Genomic DNA, 22465 nt, shown 5'->3' on the forward strand with positions numbered 1-22465 from the left:
TGATCAGTCGGCGCGAGGCGGACTGTTCTGCTCGCCGAGGGTCTTGTCGTCGCTGATGGCAATGTGTGCGCCGTTGTCCAGTTTGATCTGGCCGGCAGTCACCACTTGTTCGCCGTTCTGCACGCCCTTGTTGATCATCACCAGGCCATCGCGGCGTTCGCCGGTCTCGATGAAGCGTCGTTCGGCGATCAGCACCGGCTGGCCCTTGTCGTCTTTTTCGACGCTGCCGTCCTCGGCCTTCTTTTGCCCGACCACGTACAGCGAGTTGCCGTAGAGGGTGTAGGTGATCGCGCTCTCCGGCACGACGATGTGTTTCTTGGGATCGGGCAGCAACACCTCAAGGCTGGCGAACATGCCCGGCAGCAGTTTGCCGTCGGGGTTGGCCAGGGTCGCGCGGACCAGAATGTTGCGCGTGCTGCTCTCGACGATCGGGTTGATCGCGCTGATGGCGCCGGGGAAGTTCTGGCCGGGATAGGCCGCGACGCTGATCTGCACCGGTTGGCCGATGGCCAGTTTCGGCACCGATTGCTCAGGCATATAGAAGTCGGCGTAGAGACTGCTCAGATCTTGCAGCGTGGCGATTCTGGTACCGCTGGCGAGGTAGTCGCCGACATCCACCTGGCGGATGCCGATGGTGCCGCTGAACGGCGCGACGATGCGTTTTTTCGCCAGCGAGGCATTGAGCTGATTGACCGTGGCGCGGTTCTTTTGCAGAACCGCCGAGAGCCGATCATATTCACCCTTGGAAATGGCACGACTGTCGACCAGTTGGCTGCCGCGACCGAAATCCAGTTGCGCCAGGCCCAGGTCAGCCTTGGCGGTTTCCAGCAAGGCGGTTTCCACTGCGCTGTCGAGTTGCAGCAGCGGTTGCCCGGCCTTGACCTTCTGCCCGGATTCGAATTTGAGTTCAGTGACGGTGCCGGCGACTTCCAGGCTCAGCTCGACGCCTTGCAGCGCCTTGAGCGTGCCGACGGTAGGCAGACGCATCTGCCACGGCCGCTCGGTGGCACTGGCCACGGCAACGCTGATCGGCGGTTTGGGTTTGGAAAAGCCCTGGATCATGGTGTAGATCGAAAAGGCTTTGTATCCGCCCAATATCAGGACGACCAGCAAGACAACACCCAACATGATCAGCATGCGGCGACGCAGCATATTTCCAGTTCCTTGGATAAATCAGGTGAGACAGTCCCGAACATTACTCCGAGAGAGGTAGGGAATCCAACTGCCATTACTACCGTTGAGATGACACTTCCCCTGTGGCGAGGGAGCTTGCTCCCGCTGGGTCGCGAAGCGGCCCCGCTCTTTTATCAAAAGCAGGGCCTGCTGCGCAGTCCAGCGGGAGCAAGCTCCCTCGCCACAAGTTTCAGTATCAGCTTCAAGTGTTGGTTCAGGCGATCAAGTGCAGATGGTTGTCCCAGAGCCCCGCCGGCAGCTCCAGCGGTTTGGCCAGCAGCTCATCCTGGCGGCAATCGTAGTAACGGCAACGGCCCTGACCCGAGGTCACGACAAAGCCATCCTGCACGGCACCGACACCGGCACAATCGGGTAGCGGTGCGTCGAGACGCACTTCGCCGCTGTCCAGGTCCCAGATGAAGAACCGGTTGCCGCGCGGCGCGGTCAACGCCACCAGGCGCAGTTCGCTGTGCACGGCGACGCTCGCGGTGTAGTGCCCCATCGACTGCAACTGATGATCCGGCACCGGGAACGCCACGAACGGCTGTCCCGGACGCTTGATCGCCAGCAGTTCCGAGCGCTCGTGCGAGGCGCCCATGAATTGCTGACCGGCAACGATAGTGCCGTCGCTGGCAATGCCCAGGTGGCGCACGCTGTTCATCTGCTGGGCCAGGGTTTCCTTGCTCAGCAGGGTGCCGTCGCGCTGCATCAGCACCAGGCTCGGTTCCATGGCGTTGAGGTTCATGTCGACGCGGCTTTCTGCCTCGGTGCGAATCCCGCCGTTGGCCACCACCAGGGTTTCGCCATCGGGCATCCAAGACACCTGATGCGGACCGAGGCCATGGGTGGAAATCTCGCCGCTGTGCACCAGCCGCTCGCCTTCGAACTTGTACACGCCGAGCAGGCCGCGACCCGGGTCGGTTGTGTCGTTCTCGGTGGCGTACAGGTATTCGCCGTCCTTGTGCACCACGGCGTGGCCGTAGAAATGCCGGTTCGGCTGCGACGTCACGATTTGCAGCAACGTCCCGTCGCGCAGGTCGATCAGATAGCTCTCGGTGCCCGGGCGACGGGCGACGAACAGTGCGATGGGCAGCGTCGGGTGGTTGATGATGTCGTGACAGCGCTGGCCGACCTCGGTGGCGAATACCCGGGTGCCGTCCAGCCGATATCCGACGGCGTAGTGCTTGCCGTCGGTGTCATCGCGCGCCGAGAGCAACAACGGGCTCTGATCCTTGCGCTTGAACAGCGTCCAGCCGCCCAGTGTCACTGCTCCCAGCAGCAAACTACCTAAAGTCAGAGCCTGGCGTCGCAGCATGGCACTTGCCCTCATCAGTCACCGTCGTTGGCGTTGAAGCCCAGTTGAATGCCCAGCGCCTTGGCCAGTTCGCCTTCGTGCAGGCGATGGACGACGTTGAGGCTGTCGTAGAGATCGTTGAGTTGCTGGCGACCGGCGTCGTCGCCGAGCATTTCGGTCAGCGAGCGCTGAGTGCTGCCGAACAGTTCCAGCGATGCGGCGTAGGCGGCGTCGATCTTGTCCGCCAGTGGCTTTTGCTCGGCCGGCAACAGACCGCGCAGGCCTTTGTTGTCGACGCCTTCCCAGACGGTTTTGGCGGCGGCAAGGCTGGCTTCCAGCGCGGTCAGCGACGACTGGCTGCGCCAGGCATCCGCCTGGAACGGCTGCGGCACACCCTTGCTCTGGCGGCCCATGGGCGTGCCGAGTTTTTTCTTCAGGGTGTCGAGGGCGGTGACCTGCACACGCAGCAGATCGGCGATCGCTTCGTGGGAGTCGGCGTAGCGCTGGTTGGGGAACTTGCTCATCTGCGCGAGCATGCCGTCGGTGTTGTTCCAGCTCTGCAGAATCTCTTCGGCCAATTGCTTCTGACGCTCGCCGATGGCGATCAGCAGTGGGCAGTATTTGGCCTTCTGCTCGGCGTTGGCGACGTCCGGCTTTTCATCGAACAGGATGTATTCGTAAGCCGACAGGCCTTGCACCACCACGCTCGATTTGGCCAGGGCAGCGGCATCGATCTGCGGCTGGGCGACGACCAGTTGCTCGACCTGACGGCCAACGAGGTTTTTCTTGTCCGGCCAGAACTGCACCTGCCACGAACGGTTGCCCTCGGCCAGCGGCCCGATCAGCAACGGTTGCAGCTCGGCCCAGGCTTTCTGCGCATGCAGGAAGTCGGCGCGGGCGGTTTCCAGGGTTTCCTTGCCCTGGCAATAGGCGAGGGCGCTGACGGCCAGTTGTCTGTCGGCTTCGACCCAACGGGTGTAGGTCGGCAGGATCACTGATTTGGCGATCGCCGCCGAGGTGACCGCTTGCGGATCCTGCGGCGAGCAGGCGCCGAGGGCGAGCGCGGCAAGGCTGGTGAACAACAACTTGGGACGGAACATGTCGGGCTCCCGATTCTTTTAAGTGTTTAAAGTGAGTTCAAGAACGCCAGCAGCGCGGCACGCTGTTCGGCGTTGAAAGACAAAACCTGTTGCTGCGCCTTCTGCGCTTCGCCGCCATGCCAAAGCACGGCTTCGAGCAGATTGCGGGCGCGGCCGTCATGCAAAAACTGAGTGTGACCACTGACCGCTTGCGTCAGACCGATCCCCCACAACGGCGGGGTGCGCCAGTCGCGGCCGGAGGCCTGGAATTCAGTACGGTTGTCAGCCAGACCGTCGCCCATGTCATGCAGCAGCAGATCGCTGTACGGGCGAATCACTTGATTGGCCAGTTCAGGTTCGGCCGCGTTGGCGGCGGTGGTGTATTTCGGTGTATGGCACGACTGGCAGCCGGCCTGGAAAAACAGGTTCTTGCCGGCCAGCACTTGTTCGTCATTGACGCCACGGCGCGCCGGCACCGCGAGGTTGCGGGTGTAGAACAGCACCAGGCGCAGGATGTTGTCGCTGACTTCCGGCTCGCCGTCCGGACCATTGCCGTTCGGCGCCTGTTTGCAAGCAGTTTGCGCGTCGGTGCAGTCATCGAAGGGTCTCAGACTTGTGGTGAGGCCCATGTCACCGGAAAACGCGTGGACATTCTGCTGATTGAGGTTCGGCTGCCCGGCTTTCCAACCGAATCGCCCGACCACGGTTTTCTGCATCTCATCGTCCCAGACCCGATTCGCCCGGCCCTTGATGCCGTTGTTTTCCTTGGCCTGTGCAGCGGCGTTGGCGAGGATTGCTTCCTCAGGGATCGCTTCGAGCAGGCCGAGGCCGATCATCGGCGGCGCGACGCGGGCCGAGAAACGCGTGTCCGGGTGCATCGGGCCGTAGCCCAATTGAGTGAATTGCAGGAGCGGTTTGCGCAGTTCCACTTCGGTGCCGTCCTTGAAGCGGATCGGCACCGCGCTGTACTCGACGCGCACCTTGCCTTCCGGCGTGACGCCGGGCACCGCCATGTCCTGGAACTGACCACCGTAGACCGGTTCCGGCACCACGCCGACCTGCTCGATGAGCTTGGCGAACTCCGGCGCATCAGGAATCGACAGGCGCACCAGCATCGATACCGCGTTCGCTGCATCCGGCGCGGGTGGATGGCCGCGGCCATCCTTGATGTGGCAGTTCTGGCAGGCGTTGGTGTTGAACAACGGGCCAAGGCCATCGCGGGCGGTGGTGGTCGACGGGGCGATCACCCACGGACTGCGGAAGAAGCTGTTGCCGACACTGAAATCGACCCGGCGCGACGGTGGCAGGTTGGCCGAGGGCAGCGAGAACGCGTTCTGGTCGGTCTTGCGCACGGTCGTCGCCCCGCCCGAACGCGCTTCACCGGGCTCAGCCTTGGTAAAGCGCGGGGCGTCATCGCAGGCACTCAGGCCCAGGGCCAGAATCAGTGCGGACAAGCGAAGAGGCAGCGAGGGCATCAGACATCCTGCGGACGGGCGAAAACAAAGGCGCAAAGTCTAACAGGGCGTGGGAGTTTGAATAAGAGGAATTATCGTTTGCTTGATACAAGGCAAGCCTTGAAGCTCATGCAAACCCTGTGGGAGCGAGCCTGCTCGCGAAAGCGGTGTCTGCCGCGCTGACGATGTTGCGCCAGATGACGCCTTCGCGAGCAGGCTCGCTCCCACAGGGATTGGTGGTGCACCTGATATCGAACACACCATGGAGAAGGGCTTTGTGTAGGGCAGGCATGAAAAAGGCGACCCGAAGGTCGCCTTTTTTACTCAGACGCTGTGATCAGAACTCGTGATCAGCGTTGTCCGGGTTCAGGTCGCTGATGCCCAGTTTGCCGGCAGCGGCTTCGATCGAACCGGTCTGCTTGACCAGTGCGGCGATGGCGTCACGCACGATCTGGTTACCCGCCGTGTTGCCGGCCGCGATCAGCTGGTCGTAGTGCTCACCCTTGTTGGCGTGATCAACCATGACCTGGATCTTGGCTTCGGTAGCAGCCAGATCGGCTTTCAGCGCGGTGTCGGCAGCCGGGTCGGCCTTGGCCACCAGCGACGACAGGCTGGCGCCGGTCATCTTGGTGCCGTCGGTACGGGTGTACTCGCCCAGGTACACGTTACGAATGCCTTTGGCATCGTAGAAGTGCGAGTTGTGGGTGTTGTCGCTGAAGCAATCCTGTTCGTCTTCAGGGGAGTTGGCTTCCAGGGAAACCTTCATGCGCTCGCCCGCCAGTTCACCCAGGGACAGGCTGCCCATGCCGAACAGCATTTTGCGCAGACCGGTTTCAGCCGGCTCGGCTTCCAGGGTGGCGCGGTAGTTGTCGGCCACGTTCGGCTTCCAGTTGCCGACCATTTCTTCCAGGTCGCTGACCAGCAGCTGGGTCACGGCTTTGAGGTACGCACGGCGACGATCGTTGTGACCGCCAGTGGCGCCTGCGCCTTCCAGGTAGTCCGAAGCCGGACGGTTGCCGGCGCCCGGGCCGGTGCCGTTCAGGTCCTGGCCCCAGAGCAGGAATTCGATGGCGTGGTAGCCGGTGGCGACGTTGGCTTCGGAACCGCCCAGCTCGTTGAGGCTGGCGAGTTTTTCCGGGGTGATGTCTTTTACGTCGACCTTGTCTTCGCCGACCTGCACTTCAGTGTTGGCGATGATGTTGGCGGTGGCACCCGGGTTGCCCAGTGCGTGTTCGTAGGATTTGTCGACGTAGTCGATCAGGCCTTCGTCCAGCGGCCAGGCGTTCACCTGACCTTCCCAGTCGTCGATGATGGTGTTGCCGAAGCGGAACACTTCGCTCTGCAGGTAAGGCACGCGCGCGGCAACCCAGGCAGCGCGAGCGGCTTTCAGGGTGTCGGCGTTCGGCTTGGCGAGGAACGCATCGACGGCGGTTTGCAGGGTTTTCGCGGTGGATTCGGCGTCGCTGTAAACGGCGAAGACCATGTCGGCGTAGTGCGCGACCACCGCCTTGGCGGCAGCTTCATCGACTTTACCGGCAGCGGCAGGTGCTGCTGCAGCGGCGGTGCTGGCGGCCGGAGTCGGCGCGGCCGGGGCGGCAGCCTTGTCTTTGCCTTCGCCGCAACCGGCGAGGGAAATAGCGATGGCCAGCAGACTGGCGGTAGCCAGAGGCATACGAATCATGGCGAACATCCTGCTTCGGTAATTGAGTGGACTCACGCTGGGGGCGCAAAACTGCGACATAATGCAAATCTTTCGCATTATGTGTAAAGGGCTGTGGCTGGAAATATTTCTTATTTACGCAGATCAAAAAACGCAGCCAACGGCGCGCAATACCTCTGGAAGCTGCCAAAGGCTGGATCATTTGATCGTCTAGAGAATCGCCGCGTTGCTGCGCTGGGCCTGCTTGAGATAGGCGCTCAGTTCCCGAGACGGCAGCGGCTTGCTGTAGAGGTAACCCTGACCTTCGTGGCAGCCTTCGGAGATGATGTAGGACTCTTGCTCGGCGGTCTCCACTCCCTCGGCAATGACCTGCATGCCCAAGCTCTTGCCCAGTTGAATGATCGCGCGAACGATGGTCGCATCGTCGTCGTCATCCAGCAGGTCCTGAACGAAGCTCTTGTCGATCTTGATCTTGTCCAGCGGCAGGCTCTTCAGATAGCTCAGCGATGAGTAGCCGGTGCCGAAGTCGTCGATGGCGATCAGCGCCCCGGAGCGACGCAGGCTCAGCAGGTGCTGGGCGGCGGTGCTGATGTCTTCCATCAGGCCGGTTTCGGTGACTTCCAGCTCCAGGCTGCGCGGCGGCAGACGGTAGATCTGCAGCAGGTTGTTGACCACCCGCGGCAACTCGGCGTGGTGCAGTTGCACGGTGGACAGGTTGACCGCCATGCGCAGATCGGCGAAGCCCTGATCGTGCCATTCGCGCAGTTGCTTGCAGGCCTGATCGAGCACCCATTCGCCGATGGCGATGATCGTGCCGTTCTGCTCGGCCAGCGGGATGAACAGGTCCGGCGGCACCAGGCCGTGTTCCGGGTGCTGCCAGCGGATCAGCGCTTCGACCCCGACCACGCGGTGATCGCGGTAGCTGATCTGCGGCTGATAGACGAGGTAGAACTGGTCGCGAATCAGCGCGTCGCGCAGGTCTTTTTCCAGTTCGCGGCGCCGCCGCATCTCACTGTCGACGCTGGCGATGTAGAACTGATAGCGGTTGCGCGAGCGGGTCTTGGCCAGCGTCATGGTCTGCTCGGCCTTCTGCAACAGCTTCTCGGTGCTGTCGCCATCCTCCGGGAACAGGGTGATGCCGATGGTCGCGCGCAGGCGGATTTCCTGATGATCGAGGGCAAACGCCGCTTCCAGATCATCAAGGATGCTCTGCGCCAGTTCCGCCGCTTCGTAAGGCTGTTCGATATCGGCCTGCACCAGTGCGAACTGGTCGCCGCCCAGACGGGCGAGGGCGCCAAGGCGGCCGCTGTGGGCACGCAGGCGATCGGCCAGTGCCAGCAACAACTGGTCGCCGGTCTGGTAGCTGAACTGTTCGTTGATCCCCTTGAAATCATCCAGCCCCACGCACAGCACCGCGACCCGGCGTTGCAGCTTGCCGGCGTCTACCAGAATCTTGTCCAGTTGCTGCTGCAGTTGCTGGCGATTGGGCAGGCCGGTGAGGAAGTCGTACTGGGCCATGCGCAGCAGGCTGTTTTCCGCTTCGTGGCGCAGATGAGTGTTGCGTTCAATGGATTCGAGCAACTGGTTGGCGGTGTTGATCCAGATGCCCAGTTCGTTTTTCTCGTGGCCCTTGATCTGCGGAATCTTGTGTTCGCTGGGACGGTCCGGATTGATTTCGGTCAGGTGCTCGATGATCCGCGACAGCGGTTTGGTCAGCAGCCAGTGATAGACCAGATACAGCACCAGGCCCATGGCCAGGGCGCGCAGCACGCCGGAAATGAAAATGATCACCGAGCTGACGATGAAACTCTCGCCGTAGGTGGCGGTGTCGAGGGTGATGCTCAGGTCGCCGTAATACTCGCTGTACGGGCCGCGACCGACCAATTGCGTGGTGAAGGTGCGTTCCTGGCCGAGAATCAGATCGGTCAGCCAGCGGCTGTTGGACTGCTGCAACTCACGGGATTTTTGCGCGAGCATCGCTTCGTTGGGATGGCCAATGGAGGCCTGACGCACGGCGTCGTCCTGGAACAGGCCTTCGATCACCTGCATGCCCATTTCCCGGTCAAGGCTGTAGACCGCCTGGGTGGACGGATCGCGGAACATGTCGAGGATCCGTTGCGCGTCCCCGGCCACGGCCTGGCGGGTCTTGTAGGCGTCGAAGACGATCTGGGCGCAGCTCAAGACCACGCCGACGATCAATGCCGAAAGGAGCACGACCCGGAGCAACTTCACCGACAAGCTGTTCTTGAGTTCCAGCTTCAAAGGGTTATTCCTTGTTCCGTGCGGGTAGCGTCAAGTTGCCATGAGTATTGGCAATCCCGGGTTGGCAGTCAAAGGGACAATCAAGCCCAAGGATATTTGCCTGTGGCGTTGGCCGAAATGCAGCTGTCTGGAGTGTCAGCTCTATTTGTACTGTGTCGGTAGTTTCGGCCCTCAACTTGAGCGCTTCGGAACAATTTTCCTCTGTTTGAGGTTAGTCCGCTGTGGCATGGCAGCAAGCAACGTGAGGCTGCATTTACTGTATGAAAAAAGCCGTCTCATTGTAGGAGCTGCCGAAGGCTGCGATCTTTTGCTTTTTTAGAAGATCAAGATCAAGAGATCGCAGCCTGCGGCAGCTCCTACATAAATCAAAGGCATAAAAAAACCCGGCAATGCCGGGTTTTTTGTCTGGCGCGCAGCTTAAGCGGTGAAGGTTTTGCCTTCGAACTGCTCGGCAACGAACTTCCAGTTGACCAGGTTCCAGAACGCTTCAACGTACTTCGGACGCAGGTTGCGGTAGTCGATGTAGTAAGCGTGTTCCCAGACGTCGCAGGTCAGCAGCGGGGTGTCGCCGCTGGTCAGCGGGTTGCCGGCGCCGATGGTGCTGGCCAGGGCCAGGGAACCGTCAGCCTTTTTCACCAGCCAGCCCCAGCCGGAACCGAAGGTGCCGATCGAGGTTTTGCTGAACTCTTCCTTGAACTTGTCGAACGAACCGAAAGCCGCGTTGATGGCTTCAGCCAGTGCGCCGGTTGGTTGACCGCCGGCGTTTGGCGCCAGGCAGTTCCAGTAGAAAGTGTGGTTCCAGACCTGAGCGGCGTTGTTGAAGATGCCGCCCGAGGAAGTCTTGACGATCTCTTCCAGGGTCTTGCCTTCGAACTCGGTGCCTGGCACCAGGTTGTTCAGGTTCACGACATAGGTGTTGTGGTGCTTGTCGTGGTGAAATTCCAGGGTTTCCTTGGAAATGTGCGGCTGCAGGGCATCGTGTGCGTAAGGCAGCGGCGGCAATTCGAAAGCCATGATGATTCTCCTAATCAGGTCTGTTGCGGTGAGCGCAAGGCCGATCACGGGCGGCCAGAAATGCACCGACGAGTTTTTACTCTTTGCGGCGCAGGGTTCGGATCATAGCACCGGGGTCAAGGCTTAACCACGCAACAACTGTGTGGGATAGAGGTTCCGGAATAAATCAGTTGGCGATAATCAATTGGCCCGCCACCGTGAACATCATCAACGCCACCACCAGATCAAGAATCCGCCAGGTACTCGGTCGCGCCAGCCACGGCGCCAGCCATGCCGCACCGAGGGCAAGGGTGAAAAACCACAGCAGCGAGGCACTCGCCGCGCCGACGACATAAGCGCCCGGTACCGACTGTTGTGCACCGAGGGAGCCGATCAGCAACACGGTGTCCAGATAGACGTGCGGGTTGAGCAGCGTCACCGCCAGTGCACTGAGCATCACCGCCCGCAGCGAGCGCACGGTCTGGTTTTCGCCCTGGTTCATGCTCTGTTTTGCGCATGCCCGGCGCAGCGCCTGGCTGCCGTACCAGATGAGGAAGGTCGCGCCGCCCCAACGGGCAATCGCCAACAAGGTCGGGTTCTGCGCGAGGATCGTGGCCAGACCGAAAACCCCGGCCGCCACCAGCAGCGCATCGCACGCCACGCACAGTGCCGCCACCGGCAGGTGATGTTCACGGCGCAGGCTTTGCGCCAATACAAATGCGTTTTGGGTGCCGATCGCCATGATCAGCCCGAACGCCACCAACAGCCCATTCACATAGCTCTGCCACATAACGAGTTACTCCACGTTGGCTGCGAGATCGCGCAGCACCTGCATGGCGCGGTCGGCGTCGGCCTGACCGACGAACAGGTGATCGTGGTAGTAACCGGCGATCACGTTGCAACTGATCCCGGCCTTGCCCAGCGCCGTGGCGAACGCGGCAGTGAGGCCGACCGCCTCCAAGGCCGAATGCACGTTGAGGGTGATCCACGCGGCTATATAGTCGAAGCTCAGCCCCGCCTGTTCGGCGTGGGCGCGTTGCAGAATCACGGTCAGGCCTTCCTGTTCACGGAAACTGCCGACAATCTCCAGACCGCTCGGTAACTGGCCGTCGCGCAGGGTGCAGAACACGTATTCGCCGGCGTTGAGCTGCGGGCTCATGCTGCGCAGCAAGGTCGTGAGTGAAGTTTCGCCAGCCATGTGGGTGGTCCTTGATAAAGAGTGCTTGCTGGCTATTCTCCGGTGCAAAGCGGTATAAGAAAAACCAATAGTGCTGATCGCTCATTAGGAAAACTGATGTTCGACTACAAATTGCTTTCCGCTCTCGCCGCCGTGGTCGAACAGGCCGGGTTCGAACGCGCCGCGCAGGTGCTGGGCCTTTCGCAATCGGCGATTTCCCAGCGGATCAAACTGCTGGAAGCGCGGGTCGGCCAGCCGGTGCTGGTACGCGGCACGCCGCCGTCGCCGACCGAGATCGGCCGGCGCCTGCTCAACCATGTGCAGCAGGTGCGCCTGCTCGAACGTGACTTGCAGACGCTGGTGCCGGCGCTCGACGAAGAGGGCCTGCCGGAACGCCTGCGCATTGCGCTCAATGCCGACAGCCTCGCCACCTGGTGGGCCGAAGCCGTGGGCGATTTTTGTGCCGAGCAGCATTTATTGCTGGATCTGGTGGTGGAGGATCAAACCGTCGGTCTCAAGCGCATGCGTGCCGGGGAAGTCGCGGCGTGTGTCTGCGCCAGCGAACGCCCGGTGGCCGGCGCGCGCAGTGTGTTGCTCGGGGCGATGCGTTACCGGGCGCTGGCCAGCCCGGCGTTCATCGAGCGGCATTTTCCTGATGGCGTGCGCGCCGAACAGTTGCCGCGCACCCCGGCGCTGGTGTTCGGCCCGGACGATTTCCTCCAGCATCGCTTCCTCGCATCGCTCGGTGTCGATGGTGGTTTCGAGCACCATTTGTGTCCGTCTTCCGAAGGTTTTGTGCGCCTGACTGAAGCCGGGTTCGGTTGGGGCCTGGTGCCGGAACTGCAGGTGCGCGAGCAATTGCAACGCGGTGTGCTGCGCGAACTGTTGCCAGATAAACCGATCGATGTGCCGTTGTACTGGCATCATTGGCGCAATGGCGGTCAGTTGCTGGGGTTGCTGACCGAGCAATTGGTACGTTCTTCATCACGCTGGCTGGTGCCCTTGGGCTGACGGTCAGCGTCAAGACAGACGTATCAGGTAAACGAAAGACATCGGAGCTTTACATGAAAATTCTGGTCACCGGCGCAAGCGGCTTCATTGGCGGACGCTTTGCGCGTTTTGCCCTTGAGCAGGGCCTGGACGTGCGGGTCAACGGTCGCCGGGCCGAAAGCGTCGAGCATCTGGTGCGCCGTGGCGCCGAGTTCGTCCCGGGCGACCTCACCGATGCGGATCTGGCACGCGAGCTCTGCGCCGACGTCGAAGCGGTGGTGCACTGTGCCGGTGCCGTCGGTTTGTGGGGGCGTTATCAGGACTTTCATCAGGGTAACGTGCAGGTCACGGAAAACATCGTTGAAGCCTGCCTCAAGCAGCGTGTGCGGCGGCTGGTGCATCTGTCGTCGCCGTCGATCTACTTCGATGGCCGCGATCACCTTGGCCTGACCGAAGAGCAAGTGCCCAAGCGCTTCAAACATCACTACGCGGCGACCAAATACCTGGCCGAGCAAAAGGTCTTCGGCGCCCAGGAATTCGGTCTGGAAACCATCGCCCTGCGCCCGCGCTTTGTCACCGGCGCCGGTGACATGAGCATCTTCCCGCGTCTGCTGAACATGCAACGCAAGGGCCGTCTGGCGATCATCGGCGACGGCTTGAACAAGGTCGATTTCACCAGCGTGCAGAACCTTAACGAAGCGCTGCTCAGCAGCCTTTTGGCGGCCGGTTCGGCGTTGGGCAAGGCCTACAACATCAGCAACGGCGCGCCGGTGCCGTTGTGGGATGTGGTCAATTACGTGATGCGCAAAATGGATGTGCCGCAAGTCACCAAGTATCGCTCGTACGGTCTGGCCTACAGCGTCGCCGCGCTTAACGAAGGCGCGTGCAAACTCTGGCCGGGACGTCCGGAGCCGACCCTGTCGCGGTTGGGCATGCAGGTCATGAAGAAAAATTTCACCCTCGACATCAGTCGCGCCCGGCATTATCTGGACTACGATCCGCAAGTCAGCCTGTGGTCGGCCCTCGATGAGTTCTGCAGTTGGTGGAAAGCTCAGGACATCCGTTGATACAAGTCGGCCGGCCGGCAATGAACCGCACTGCCGCTTGAGGGTCAATCCCTGCGGCTGCGGCGGTTATACTTCGCAGCATTTAGCCATCACCGCGTTCCACAAAGGTTGCCTCAATGTCCATGCGTAACGATGCCAACGACGATTTCGACGATGTACCGAGCCTGCGGGCCGACACCTTTGACGACGATGACATTCCGCCTACCGCCCGTACCTCCGTGCACTCGCGCACGCCGCCGGTGGTCAAGGTCAAGGCCGCGAGCACCGGGCCGTTGTGGGCACTGGTCGGCGCATTGTTCTTTGCCTTTATCGGTCTGGCCTGGTGGAGTTTCCAGCAGATTTCACTGATGGAGCAGCAGTTGGTCGCGACCCAGGAAAGTTTTGCGCGCATCAGCGAGGAAGCGGCGGGGCGCCTGCAGGACATTTCCGGCAAGGTCGTCGCCAGCCAGAGCAACGTCAACAGCGACAGCGAAGCCTTGAAGTTGCAGATCAAACAGCTGGAAACCCAGTTGCTGGATCAGAGTAAACAGCAGCAAGGCGTGGTCGGTCAGACCAGCGATCTGGACAAGCGTCTGGCGCAGATGACCGCGCAGACCACCGAACAGCAGAATGCCAACAGCCAGTTGCAGGCTCAGGTCAAAGCCTTGAGCGCCGAACTGGCGACGCTGAAAAGCGCACCGGCCGACACCGGCAAGTTCGATGCGCAGCTCAAGAGTTATGACGCCCAGCTGAAAATCCTCGGCGCTGATATCACCGCGCTGAAAAAGCAGGGCAACCCGAGCGCGGCGCTCGAGCGTCTGGAGCAGGAAATCGTCGTCCTCAAAAGCGAGCAGGACAACCGTCCGGCAACGCCACAGGGTGGCGGCAATACCGCCGAGTTCGATGCGTTTCGCGGCCAGATGACCCGCAACCTCAACACCCTGCAGGCACAGATCCAGAACTTGCAGCAGCAGATCAACGCCCGGCCATAGCGCCCGACTCAGAAACCTTTGTGGCGAGGGAGCTTGCTCCCGCTGGAGTGCGAAGCGCTCCTTGAGTTTCCCCGTAGATCCTGGTTTCAGGATTTACGACTGCTTCGCAGCCGAGCGGGAGCGAGCTCCCTCGCCACAGGGCATACCGCAACTTCTGGATTCATCTTCGACCTCCGTCCTGTCCCAAGCCGTCTACGCTCTTGAAACACCAACAAGAACGAGGGATGCGTGATGGGGTTTTTGCATAAAGTGGCGTGGCTCGGGGTGATGCTGCTTGTGGGGGCGGGGCAGGTCAGCGCCGCCACCACGCAAAAGGACGACAGCAAAGCCGCCATCGCTTTGCTGGAAAAGGCCCTGGCCTATTACCACGATAACGGCGACAAGGCCTTCGCCGCGTTCAGCCGTCAGGGTGAATTCGTCGACAAGGATCGCTACGTGTTCGTGGTCGACACCCAAGGCGTGATGCTCGCCAGCGGCGGGCCATCGTCAGCCTTGATCGGTCGTGATGTCAGCGAAGTGCTTGCACCGGATTTGCAGAAAGCCTTCAAGGACGCCTTGCTGGTGCCAGAAGGTAACGGCATTCAACAGGCCGACTACCGCTGGCAGAACTGGTCCGATGGCAAGGTCGAGCGCAAGCATGTCTACTATCAGCGCATCGGTAAGCGGATTCTGGCGGTCGGTTATTACCTGCCGCGTGCTTCAGCCGAGCAGGCCAAGGCGCTCCTCGACAAGGCTGCAACCGATCTGGGCAAAGACGAGAAGGGAACCCTGACGGCCATCAACTCGCTCAAGGGCGGATACCTGCAGGATGACCTGTACGTGTTCGTGGTCAATCTGGACAACCAGCGCTATGTTGCCCACGGCACCAACCTGCGGCTGACCAATACCGATTTCAGCAAGATCAAGGACCCGGAAGGCAAACCGGTGGGCGAGCCGATTCTGGCATTGATCGCCAAACAGGATGACGGCGAATACGAATACCGCTGGAAAAACCCGGTGACCGGCAAGGTCGAAGACAAGCATGCCTACCTGAAGAAGGTCGGGCATTTTCTGGTGGCAGTGGGTTACTACAGCCCTTGAGTGAACTGCCTTTGTAGGAGTGAGCCTGCTCGCGATGGGGGTGTGTCAGTGGACATCACAGTTGAATGACACACCCTCATCGCGAGCAGGCTCACTCCTACAGGGGATCGCGTTGTTGCTGTTACTTGGCGCCGTGCTCCCGCCCGCGCAGCAAGTTATTCGGCATCGCAATCGCCGCCGCCAGCCCCAGCAGCGACACCGCTGTACTCACCCACAGCAAATGCCGGAACGTCACCGAAAGCTCGGCGCGCAAGGCGTTCTGCGCATCCCCCGGGGCCGCGTTCAAACCATCCAGCAGCACGTTGCCCGAATGCCCTTCACTGATCAGCGAACTGCTCGCCAGATGGGCGAAACTCGAGTCCTGCAACAAGGCCAGCAACAGCGCCGACATCAACGCTACGCCCACCGCGCCGCCCAGTGAGCGGAACAGGTTGGTGGTGCTGGTGGCGACACCGATGTCGCGTTGTTCCACCGAGTTCTGCGTGCCCACCAGCGAAGTCGGGAACTGCATGCCGCCGGCAATACCGCTGAGCAGCATGAACAGACCACTGAGCAACGTCGCTTCGGGTGGACTGAAGGCCATGCCGAGAATCGAGAGCGGCATCAGCAGCGCCCCGGTCAGGATCTGCGGCTTGTAGCGCCCTGTGATCGAGGTGCGCCGGCCGGCGAAATAGGCACCGATCGGCAGGCCCATCGCCAATGGCAACAGGTGCAACGCGGCACTGTCGGCCCCGGCGCCAGTGACGCTCTGGAAGCGCAGCGGCATCAACACGATCAACGAAATGGCCTGGAAACTGGTGAAGAAAATCGTGCACCAGCACAGCAACGCATTGCGGTTGGTGAACAAGTGCATGGGCAGCAGCGGCTCGCGCGCTCGGCGTTCATGCCAGACGAACACCGCCAGCACCAGCACCGCACAGGCGAACAAGCCGAGCACTTCGCGGCTGCGCCATGAATGGCCCTGGCCGACCTGAGTGATGCCCAGCAGCAACGCGGTCAGGCCGATGATCATCAGCAGGGTGCCCAGGTAGTCGATGATCGGCTTGCGCTGCGGAATCGGCAGCCCGCGCAGGTTGCGCCGCGCCACCCAATAGGCGCCAAGCCCCAGCGGCAGGTTGATCAGAAACACCCAACGCCACGACAGGTATTCGGTCATGTAGCCGCCGAGCACCGGTCCGGCGACGCTGGCGACCGCGTACATGCTGCTGAAATAACCCTGATAACGCCCACGCTCGCGGGGCGGAACGATGTCGCCGATGATCGCCTGGCTGACCGAAATCATCCCGCCGGCGCCGATGCCCTGGAGAATCCGCGCCAGCACCAGTTGCTCCATGCTTTGTGCCATGCCGCAAAACAGCGAGGCGAGGGTGAACAGGCCCATGCCGAACAGCATCAGTTTGCGCCGCCCGTACAGATCGCCGAGCTTGCCGTAGATCGGCACGGCCACGGTCATCGCCACCATGTAGCCGGAAATCACCCAGGCCAGCAGGCTGACGTCCTTGAATTGGGCAGAGATGGCGGGCATCGAGACGGCGACGATGGTCTGGTCCAGTGCGCCGAGAAAGATCGCCAGCATCAGCGCGACCAGCACGCTGCGAATGGCCGGTTTGGGTGTTTCAGGCTGGTGAAGATTGGTCACGGGCGGAACCTGCGGGCAGTGAGAATCCCGCAGGCCATCGGGCGAGCGGGGATGCTCGCCAGTGTAAGTCGGTAGGAAGCTATTCGATAGCCTCATAAGGAAGTCCGACGTAATTTTCTGCAATGGTTTTTCGACCCGCTTCTGAACTGACAAAGTAGTCCAGTTCCGAGGCGCTGATCCGCTGGCTGAAGTCATCATGCGCGTCGAAACGATGCAGCATCGAGGTCATCCACCAGGAAAACCGCTCGGCCTTCCATACCCGGCGCAGGCAGATTTCCGAATACTTCTCCAGCAGATCGGTGCGGCCGTCGCGATAGACCTTCAGCAGAATATTGAACAGCGTACTGACATCGCTGGCAGCCAGGTTCAGGCCCTTGGCACCGGTGGGCGGCACAATGTGCGCGGCATCCCCGACCAGAAACATCCGCCCGTACTGCATCGGCTCGACGACAAAACTGCGCAGCGGTGCGATGCTCTTTTCAATCGACGGGCCGGTCACCAGTTTCTCGGCAAGCTCCACCGGCAGGCGTGTTTTCAGCTCAGCCCAAAAGCGCTCATCGGACCAGTCCGCGACGTTTTCTTCAGCCGGCACTTGCAGGTAGTAGCGGGTGCGCGTGGCCGAACGCATGCTGCACAGGGCAAAGCCGCGTTCATGCCGGGCGTAGACCAGCTCCTCATGCACCGGCGGGGTGTCGGCGAGAATCCCCAGCCAGCCGAATGGATAGACCCGTTCGAAAATCTTCAGGCAGTCCTCGGGAATCGACTGTCGGGCCACACCGTGAAAACCGTCGCAACCGGCGATGTAATCGCAATCGACGCGCCAGGTTTCACCGTCCTTTTCGAAGGTGACAAACGCCTCGTCGCTTTTCATGCCGTGAGGAACGACATGGCTCACCTCATAAAACGACAGCGCGCCCGCCTCCCGACGAGCGGCCATCAGGTCGCGGGTGACTTCGGTCTGGCCGTAGACCATCACGGTTTTTCCACCGGTCAATGCCTGCAGATCGATGTGCGCCAGACGCCCATCCAACGCGAGGTCGAAGCCGGTGTGCACCAACCCTTCGGCGTCCATGCGCTGACCGACCCCGGCCTGACGCAACAGCTCTACCATGCCTTGTTCAAGCACGCCGGCGCGAATGCGTCCGAGCACATAATCGGGTGTCTGGCGTTCCAGAATCAAGGTGTCGATGCCGGCGTTGTGCAGCAACTGCCCGAGGAGCAATCCGGATGGACCGGCGCCGATGATGGCGACTTGGGTTTTCAGCGTTTTCATTGTTTTTATGACTCGCAAGCTTCACGCGGCATGAACCGGTGAATGATTTTTATGGATCGAGTGCTTGCATTTTTCCCTCGCGGGTCTGTCAATTGAAGGTGAAAACTGAGCCGATACCTGTACATTCTGCCAATCGGTGCGATTATCGCCCGCAACCTCGAGGCCTGGATTGAAGTGATGAACAAGCCTGACCTGCCTTCGATTCCGGTGTTCAAGCTCTACGGTGAAAGCCTGGACTGGCCGACCCCTGACTTGCTGCACTGTGAAACCATTTCCAAACGCAGCCGCGAACATCAATGGGAAATCAAACCCCACCGTCACGCCGATTTGTGCCAATTACTCTTCGTTTTCAAAGGTCAGGCAGAGCTTGAAATCGAAGGTCAACGCACGCAACTCAACGAACCCGCCATTCAAGTCCTGCCCCCGTTGTCGGTGCATGGCTTTCGTTTTTCCGAGGACGTCGAAGGCTTCGTCGTCACCCTCGCCAATCCGTTGATCAACCACCTGCAGGCGCAACTGGGCAACTCGGTGCACGCCTTGGCCCAGGCCGAGCATTACCCGGCGGGCAAGGATGCGGAGTACCTCAACAGTCTGTTTGCAGCGTTGCAGGCCGAATACAACGGCCATCAACCCGCGCGGGAAATGCTCATGCATTCGCTGGTCAGCGTGATCATGGTCTGGGTCAGCCGTCAGGCGATCGTGCGCCACAACGCCAGCCAGCGGCCGCAACGCCAGCGCGAATACCTCAACGGTTTTATTCAGTTGGTGGAGGAAACGTATCGTCAGCATGTGAAGGTCGAGGACCTGGCCCATCGTCTGGGGATTTCCGTGTCGCACCTCAACGGCACCTGCCGGGAACTGGCCGGGCAGCCAGCGCTGCAGATCATGCACGAGCGCCAGTTACTGGAAGCCAAACGTTTGCTGACCTACACCAGCATGACCATTTACGAGATGTCGGAGTTGTTGGGGTTTTCCGATCCGACCAACTTCACGCGCCTGTTCCGGCGCCGGGTTGGGATTTCGCCAAAGGCGTTTCGTGACCGCCTCAAGGCCGAGCAGTGAATCTGTAACCGCCACATATCCCTTGTAGGAGTGAGCCTGCTCGCGATAGCGCCGTCATGATCAATATTGCAGGTGACTGGCACACCGCTATCGCGAGCAGGCTCACTCCTACAGGGTTCGCTTCAGCTACATCAGCGCAACGCATTAAGCGTCGCGTTATGCGGAATGCAGCGCTCGAAATTGCAGCTGGCGTATTCGCGCGGCAGTTGTCGCAGTTGCTCCACCCGCCAGGCCGCAGTGCCGTACAGCGCCAGCGTGGCGGCACAGGTGATGAAAATGGCGAAATACCTTCTTGTTCTGATGTTCATGGCGTTGACCTCTGAACGCATACCCTGCGGTATTACTTTCAGCATAGAACAAGATCAAAAGATCGCAGCCTGCGGTAGCTCCTGCATATGACCTTTGTGGGAGCTGCCGCAGGCTGCGATCTTTTGCTTTTCTACAACCCGACATCCCACGCCGGATTTTCGGGAAATCGCTGCACCAGAAAATCCAGCATGCTGCGCAACGCCACCGGCATGTGCTTGCGCGAGGCGTACACCGCGTAGATGTTCATCTGCCGTGGCTCGGCATCCGGCAGCAGGCGCACCAGTTCACCGGCATGCACATGCACCCCGGCCTGATAGGTCGGCAGCATCGCCACGCCCGCACCGGCCAGGGTGGCGCGCAACAGGGTGCTGGCCTCGTTGGCGCTGATGTTGCCCTGCACCGGCACCGACACCGGTTCGCCATGTTCCTCGAAGTGCCACAGGCTTTTACCGAAATACGAGTGGGTCAGGCAGTTGTGCCGGCTCAGGTCCTCGACCCGCTGCGGTGGCGGATTGTCGCGCAGGTACGCCGGCGCGGCGCAGACCACCGAACGGCACACCGTCAGGCGTCGGGCAATCAGGTTCGGGTCCAGGTCATTACTGGTGCGGATCGCCAGATCGATGCGCTCATCCACCAGGTTCACCGTGCGGTCGAGCATCTGCATGTCGATGCTGACCCCGGGGTAGCGCTTGACGTACGCCGCCATGGCATCGGCCAGTTGCGCCTGGCCGAACGAGGTGCTGACGCTGATGCGCAGTAGTCCGCGCGGTGCCTCGTCGGGTTCGCTGACGGCGGCCTGCATGTCGGTCGAGAGTTCGAGCATCTGCCGGCAGCGCGGCAGGATTTCGCTGCCGGCGGCGGTCAGGCTCAACTTGCGCGTGGTGCGGTGCATCAGGCGTGCGCCGACCCAATCCTCCAGCTCCGCCAGATAGCGCGACACCACCGGCCGCGACAGGTCCAGATGATCGGCCGCCGCCGACTGGCTGCCCAGATCCACCACCGTGACAAACACCCGCATTGCTTGAAGACGATCCATGATTTGCCCGCTTTCAGAAACAAACTATGTTCAAGCATCGCATTTTTTGTACCGAGTCAGGCAACTAAGCTCTGTCCCATCGCCAAACACGGCATTCGGACCACGGAGCAACAGATGATCGGCTTCACTACCCTCAAGCGCATTTTGCTGGCCACCGCCACCCTCGGCTTCGCGGCCCATGCCGCTGCCGCCAACCTGACCCTGGATGTCTACAACCCAGGCACCCAGGCGATTTTTCCGGTGACCTCGGTATTGGTCAGCGGCGAGAAAGACGCGATTCTGGTCGACGCCCAATTCGGCAAGGCCCAGGCCGAGCAGGTGGTGGAAAAGATCCGCGCCAGCGGCAAGCACCTGACCACCATTTACATCAGCCACGGTGACCCGGATTACTACTTCGGCCTCGACACCCTGACCAAGGCCTTCCCCGACGCCGAGGTGCTGGCTTCGCAGCCGACCGTGGACCACATCAACAAAACCGTCGCCGGCAAGCTCGCCTTCTGGGGCCCGAAAATGGGCGCCGACGTACCGGCCAAAACCATCGTGCCGGGCGTGCTCAAGGGCGACAGCCTGATGCTCGAAGGGCAGAAGTTGCAGGTGGTCGGGCTTGAGGGCAAACAACCGGATCGCAGCTTCGTGTGGATTCCGTCGCTCAAGGCCGTGGTCGGTGGCGTCGTGGTCGCCGAGAACATCCATGTGTGGATGGCCGACACCCAGACCGCGCAATCCCACGCCGACTGGCTGCAAACCCTGCACTCGATCGAAACCCTGAAGCCGAAAACCGTGGTCCCGGGGCACTACCTGGGCGAAAGCAGCCGCTCGTTGGCCAGCGTGAAATTCACCGCCGACTACATTAAGGCTTTCGACGCCGAAACCGCCAAGGCCAAGGATTCCGCCGCACTGATCAAGGCCATGCAAAAGCGCTACCCGAAACTCGGCGAAGAAAGCTCGCTGGAGCTGAGCGCCAAAGTCGCCAAGGGCGAGATGCAGTGGTAAGCCGCTTTATCTGAAGCAGAGGTCGAGAGGACTTTCGTGGCGAGGGCGCTTGCTCCCGCCCGCCTGCGCAGCAGGCGTAAAACTGAAAATGCGTTGAATCTGAAAGAGGCGGGGAGTGCTTCGCCCTCCAGCGGAAGCAAGCTCCCTCGCCACAGGGAATACCGCTTCAAGATTAGATTTATGCCGTCGTTGAAACTCTCAAGCCAACTGGAGAATGTCATGAGCAAGATCGCAATCATTGGTGCCACCGGCCGTGCCGGTAGCCAACTGCTGGAAGAAGCCCTGCGTCGTGGCCATAGCGTTACCGCTATCGCTCGCGATACTTCGAAGATCGGCGCGCGCGCCGGTGTGGTCAGCAAGAATGTCGATGTGCTGGATTCGGCGGCGCTGCAAGCCGCTGTGGCCGGTCACGACGTGGTGATCAGCGCCGCGCATTTCGCCACCGTGCCGGCCAGTGCCGTGGTTGGGCCGGTGAAGCAGGCAGGTGTGAAGCGTCTGTTGGTGGTTGGCGGTGCCGGTTCGCTGTTGCTGCCGGACGACACCCGGGTGATCGACAGCGCCGGTTTCCCGGCCGAATACAAAACCGAGGCCAGCGCTGGCGCGGCGTTTCTCGATGCCTTGCGTTCGGAGCAGGATCTGGACTGGACCTTTCTCTCGCCCTCGGCCGAGTTCGTCGAAGGCGACCGCACCGGCACGTTCCGCGTCGGCAAGGATCACTTGCTGGTGAGTGCCGCAGGTCGTAGCTGGATCACCTTTGCCGATTACGCGATTGCGCTGATCGACGAAGTGGAAACGCCGAAGCATTCGCGTCAGCGGTTTACGGTCGGCTACTGATGCTCCCCACGTTCCAATTGTAGGCCTTCGCCTGCTCGCGATAGCAGTGTGTCAGTCGAAGTAAATGTCACTGACCCACCGCCATCGCGAGCAGGCTCACTCCTACAGGGGAATGTGGT

At 61.1% G+C, this 22465-nt stretch carries 20 protein-coding genes; 7 read left to right on the plus strand and 13 right to left on the minus strand.

Features of this window, described 5'->3' with window-relative positions; translation table 11 throughout:
• Positions 1–3: 3 nt before the first annotated feature.
• The 9 genes from J5M57_RS20130 to J5M57_RS20170 form a co-directional block, all read right to left on the minus strand.
• Positions 4–1152 (minus strand): efflux RND transporter periplasmic adaptor subunit, encoded by a 1149-nt coding sequence (locus tag J5M57_RS20130; protein ID WP_207847959.1) that lies wholly within the window; start codon positions 1150–1152, stop codon positions 4–6.
• Between the two features lie 235 nt (positions 1153–1387).
• Entirely contained in the window at positions 1388–2488 is a 1101-nt protein-coding gene (locus J5M57_RS20135; RefSeq protein WP_207847960.1) for a DUF1513 domain-containing protein, read from the minus strand.
• A 14-nt stretch (positions 2489–2502) separates the two neighbouring features.
• Positions 2503–3567 (minus strand): imelysin family protein, encoded by a 1065-nt coding sequence (locus J5M57_RS20140; protein WP_064588975.1) that lies wholly within the window; start codon positions 3565–3567, stop codon positions 2503–2505.
• Positions 3568–3593: 26 nt separating this feature from the next.
• Positions 3594–5021, minus strand: coding sequence for a di-heme oxidoredictase family protein (locus tag J5M57_RS20145; RefSeq protein WP_207847961.1), 1428 nt, complete (start codon positions 5019–5021; stop codon positions 3594–3596).
• A 316-nt stretch (positions 5022–5337) separates the two neighbouring features.
• The gene (locus tag J5M57_RS20150) at positions 5338–6681 is read right to left on the minus strand and encodes an imelysin family protein (RefSeq protein WP_064588973.1); all 1344 of its coding nucleotides are present in this window, start codon (positions 6679–6681) and stop codon (positions 5338–5340) included.
• Between the two features lie 189 nt (positions 6682–6870).
• Positions 6871–8922: a bifunctional diguanylate cyclase/phosphodiesterase gene (locus J5M57_RS20155; protein ID WP_064588972.1), complete on the minus strand. Its 2052-nt coding sequence runs from the start codon at positions 8920–8922 to the stop codon at positions 6871–6873.
• Between the two features lie 417 nt (positions 8923–9339).
• Entirely contained in the window at positions 9340–9936 is a 597-nt protein-coding gene (locus tag J5M57_RS20160; protein ID WP_003227660.1) for a Fe-Mn family superoxide dismutase, read from the minus strand.
• 166 nt (positions 9937–10102) lie between these two features.
• Positions 10103–10705 (minus strand): LysE/ArgO family amino acid transporter, encoded by a 603-nt coding sequence (locus J5M57_RS20165; RefSeq protein ID WP_064588971.1) that lies wholly within the window; start codon positions 10703–10705, stop codon positions 10103–10105.
• Positions 10706–10711: 6 nt separating this feature from the next.
• The gene (locus J5M57_RS20170) at positions 10712–11113 is read right to left on the minus strand and encodes an ACT domain-containing protein (RefSeq protein ID WP_207847962.1); all 402 of its coding nucleotides are present in this window, start codon (positions 11111–11113) and stop codon (positions 10712–10714) included.
• 96 nt (positions 11114–11209) lie between these two features.
• On the opposite strand from J5M57_RS20170, the gene J5M57_RS20175 reads away from it, so the two are divergent.
• From J5M57_RS20175 to J5M57_RS20190, 4 genes are all read left to right on the plus strand, one after another.
• Positions 11210–12103: a LysR family transcriptional regulator ArgP gene (locus J5M57_RS20175; RefSeq protein WP_207847963.1), complete on the plus strand. Its 894-nt coding sequence runs from the start codon at positions 11210–11212 to the stop codon at positions 12101–12103.
• A gap of 53 nt (positions 12104–12156) precedes the next feature.
• Positions 12157–13149 carry an NAD(P)-dependent oxidoreductase gene (locus J5M57_RS20180; protein WP_083368059.1) on the plus strand — a complete coding sequence of 331 codons (993 nt, stop codon included), beginning with the start codon at positions 12157–12159 and terminating at the stop codon, positions 13147–13149.
• Positions 13150–13265: 116 nt separating this feature from the next.
• A complete protein-coding gene (locus J5M57_RS20185; RefSeq protein ID WP_207847964.1) occupies positions 13266–14120 on the plus strand; it encodes an ATPase in 855 nt (284 codons plus the stop codon).
• 231 nt (positions 14121–14351) lie between these two features.
• Positions 14352–15200: a cache domain-containing protein gene (locus J5M57_RS20190; RefSeq protein WP_207847965.1), complete on the plus strand. Its 849-nt coding sequence runs from the start codon at positions 14352–14354 to the stop codon at positions 15198–15200.
• Between the two features lie 121 nt (positions 15201–15321).
• Here the strand turns inward: J5M57_RS20190 and J5M57_RS20195 are convergent, their stop codons facing one another.
• Together J5M57_RS20195 and pobA are read right to left on the minus strand one after the other, a co-directional pair.
• The gene (locus tag J5M57_RS20195; RefSeq protein WP_207847966.1) at positions 15322–16839 is read right to left on the minus strand and encodes an MDR family MFS transporter; all 1518 of its coding nucleotides are present in this window, start codon (positions 16837–16839) and stop codon (positions 15322–15324) included.
• Positions 16840–16918: 79 nt separating this feature from the next.
• Positions 16919–18112 carry a 4-hydroxybenzoate 3-monooxygenase gene (gene pobA, locus J5M57_RS20200; protein WP_083368062.1) on the minus strand — a complete coding sequence of 398 codons (1194 nt, stop codon included), beginning with the start codon at positions 18110–18112 and terminating at the stop codon, positions 16919–16921.
• A 177-nt stretch (positions 18113–18289) separates the two neighbouring features.
• Here pobA and J5M57_RS20205 point away from each other — a divergent pair, with 177 nt between their 5' ends.
• A complete protein-coding gene (locus J5M57_RS20205) occupies positions 18290–19174 on the plus strand; it encodes a helix-turn-helix domain-containing protein (protein ID WP_003227643.1) in 885 nt (294 codons plus the stop codon).
• Positions 19175–19305: 131 nt separating this feature from the next.
• Here the strand turns inward: J5M57_RS20205 and J5M57_RS20210 are convergent, their stop codons facing one another.
• Both J5M57_RS20210 and J5M57_RS20215 read right to left on the minus strand, forming a co-directional pair.
• Positions 19306–19482, minus strand: a complete 177-nt coding sequence (locus J5M57_RS20210) for a hypothetical protein (RefSeq protein ID WP_007964044.1) — start codon at positions 19480–19482, stop codon at positions 19306–19308.
• Between the two features lie 131 nt (positions 19483–19613).
• Positions 19614–20519, minus strand: coding sequence for a LysR family transcriptional regulator (locus J5M57_RS20215; RefSeq protein ID WP_207847967.1), 906 nt, complete (start codon positions 20517–20519; stop codon positions 19614–19616).
• A gap of 114 nt (positions 20520–20633) precedes the next feature.
• Between J5M57_RS20215 and J5M57_RS20220 the strand changes: the two genes are divergently transcribed.
• Positions 20634–21512, plus strand: a complete 879-nt coding sequence (locus J5M57_RS20220; protein WP_064588960.1) for an MBL fold metallo-hydrolase — start codon at positions 20634–20636, stop codon at positions 21510–21512.
• Positions 21513–21731: 219 nt separating this feature from the next.
• Positions 21732–22346 carry an NAD(P)-dependent oxidoreductase gene (locus tag J5M57_RS20225; protein WP_207847968.1) on the plus strand — a complete coding sequence of 205 codons (615 nt, stop codon included), beginning with the start codon at positions 21732–21734 and terminating at the stop codon, positions 22344–22346.
• The last annotated feature ends 119 nt before the right edge of the window (positions 22347–22465 follow it).

Source organism: Pseudomonas sp. 86_A (genome assembly GCF_017491705.1).
GTDB classification, from domain to species: domain Bacteria; phylum Pseudomonadota; class Gammaproteobacteria; order Pseudomonadales; family Pseudomonadaceae; genus Aquipseudomonas; species Aquipseudomonas koreensis.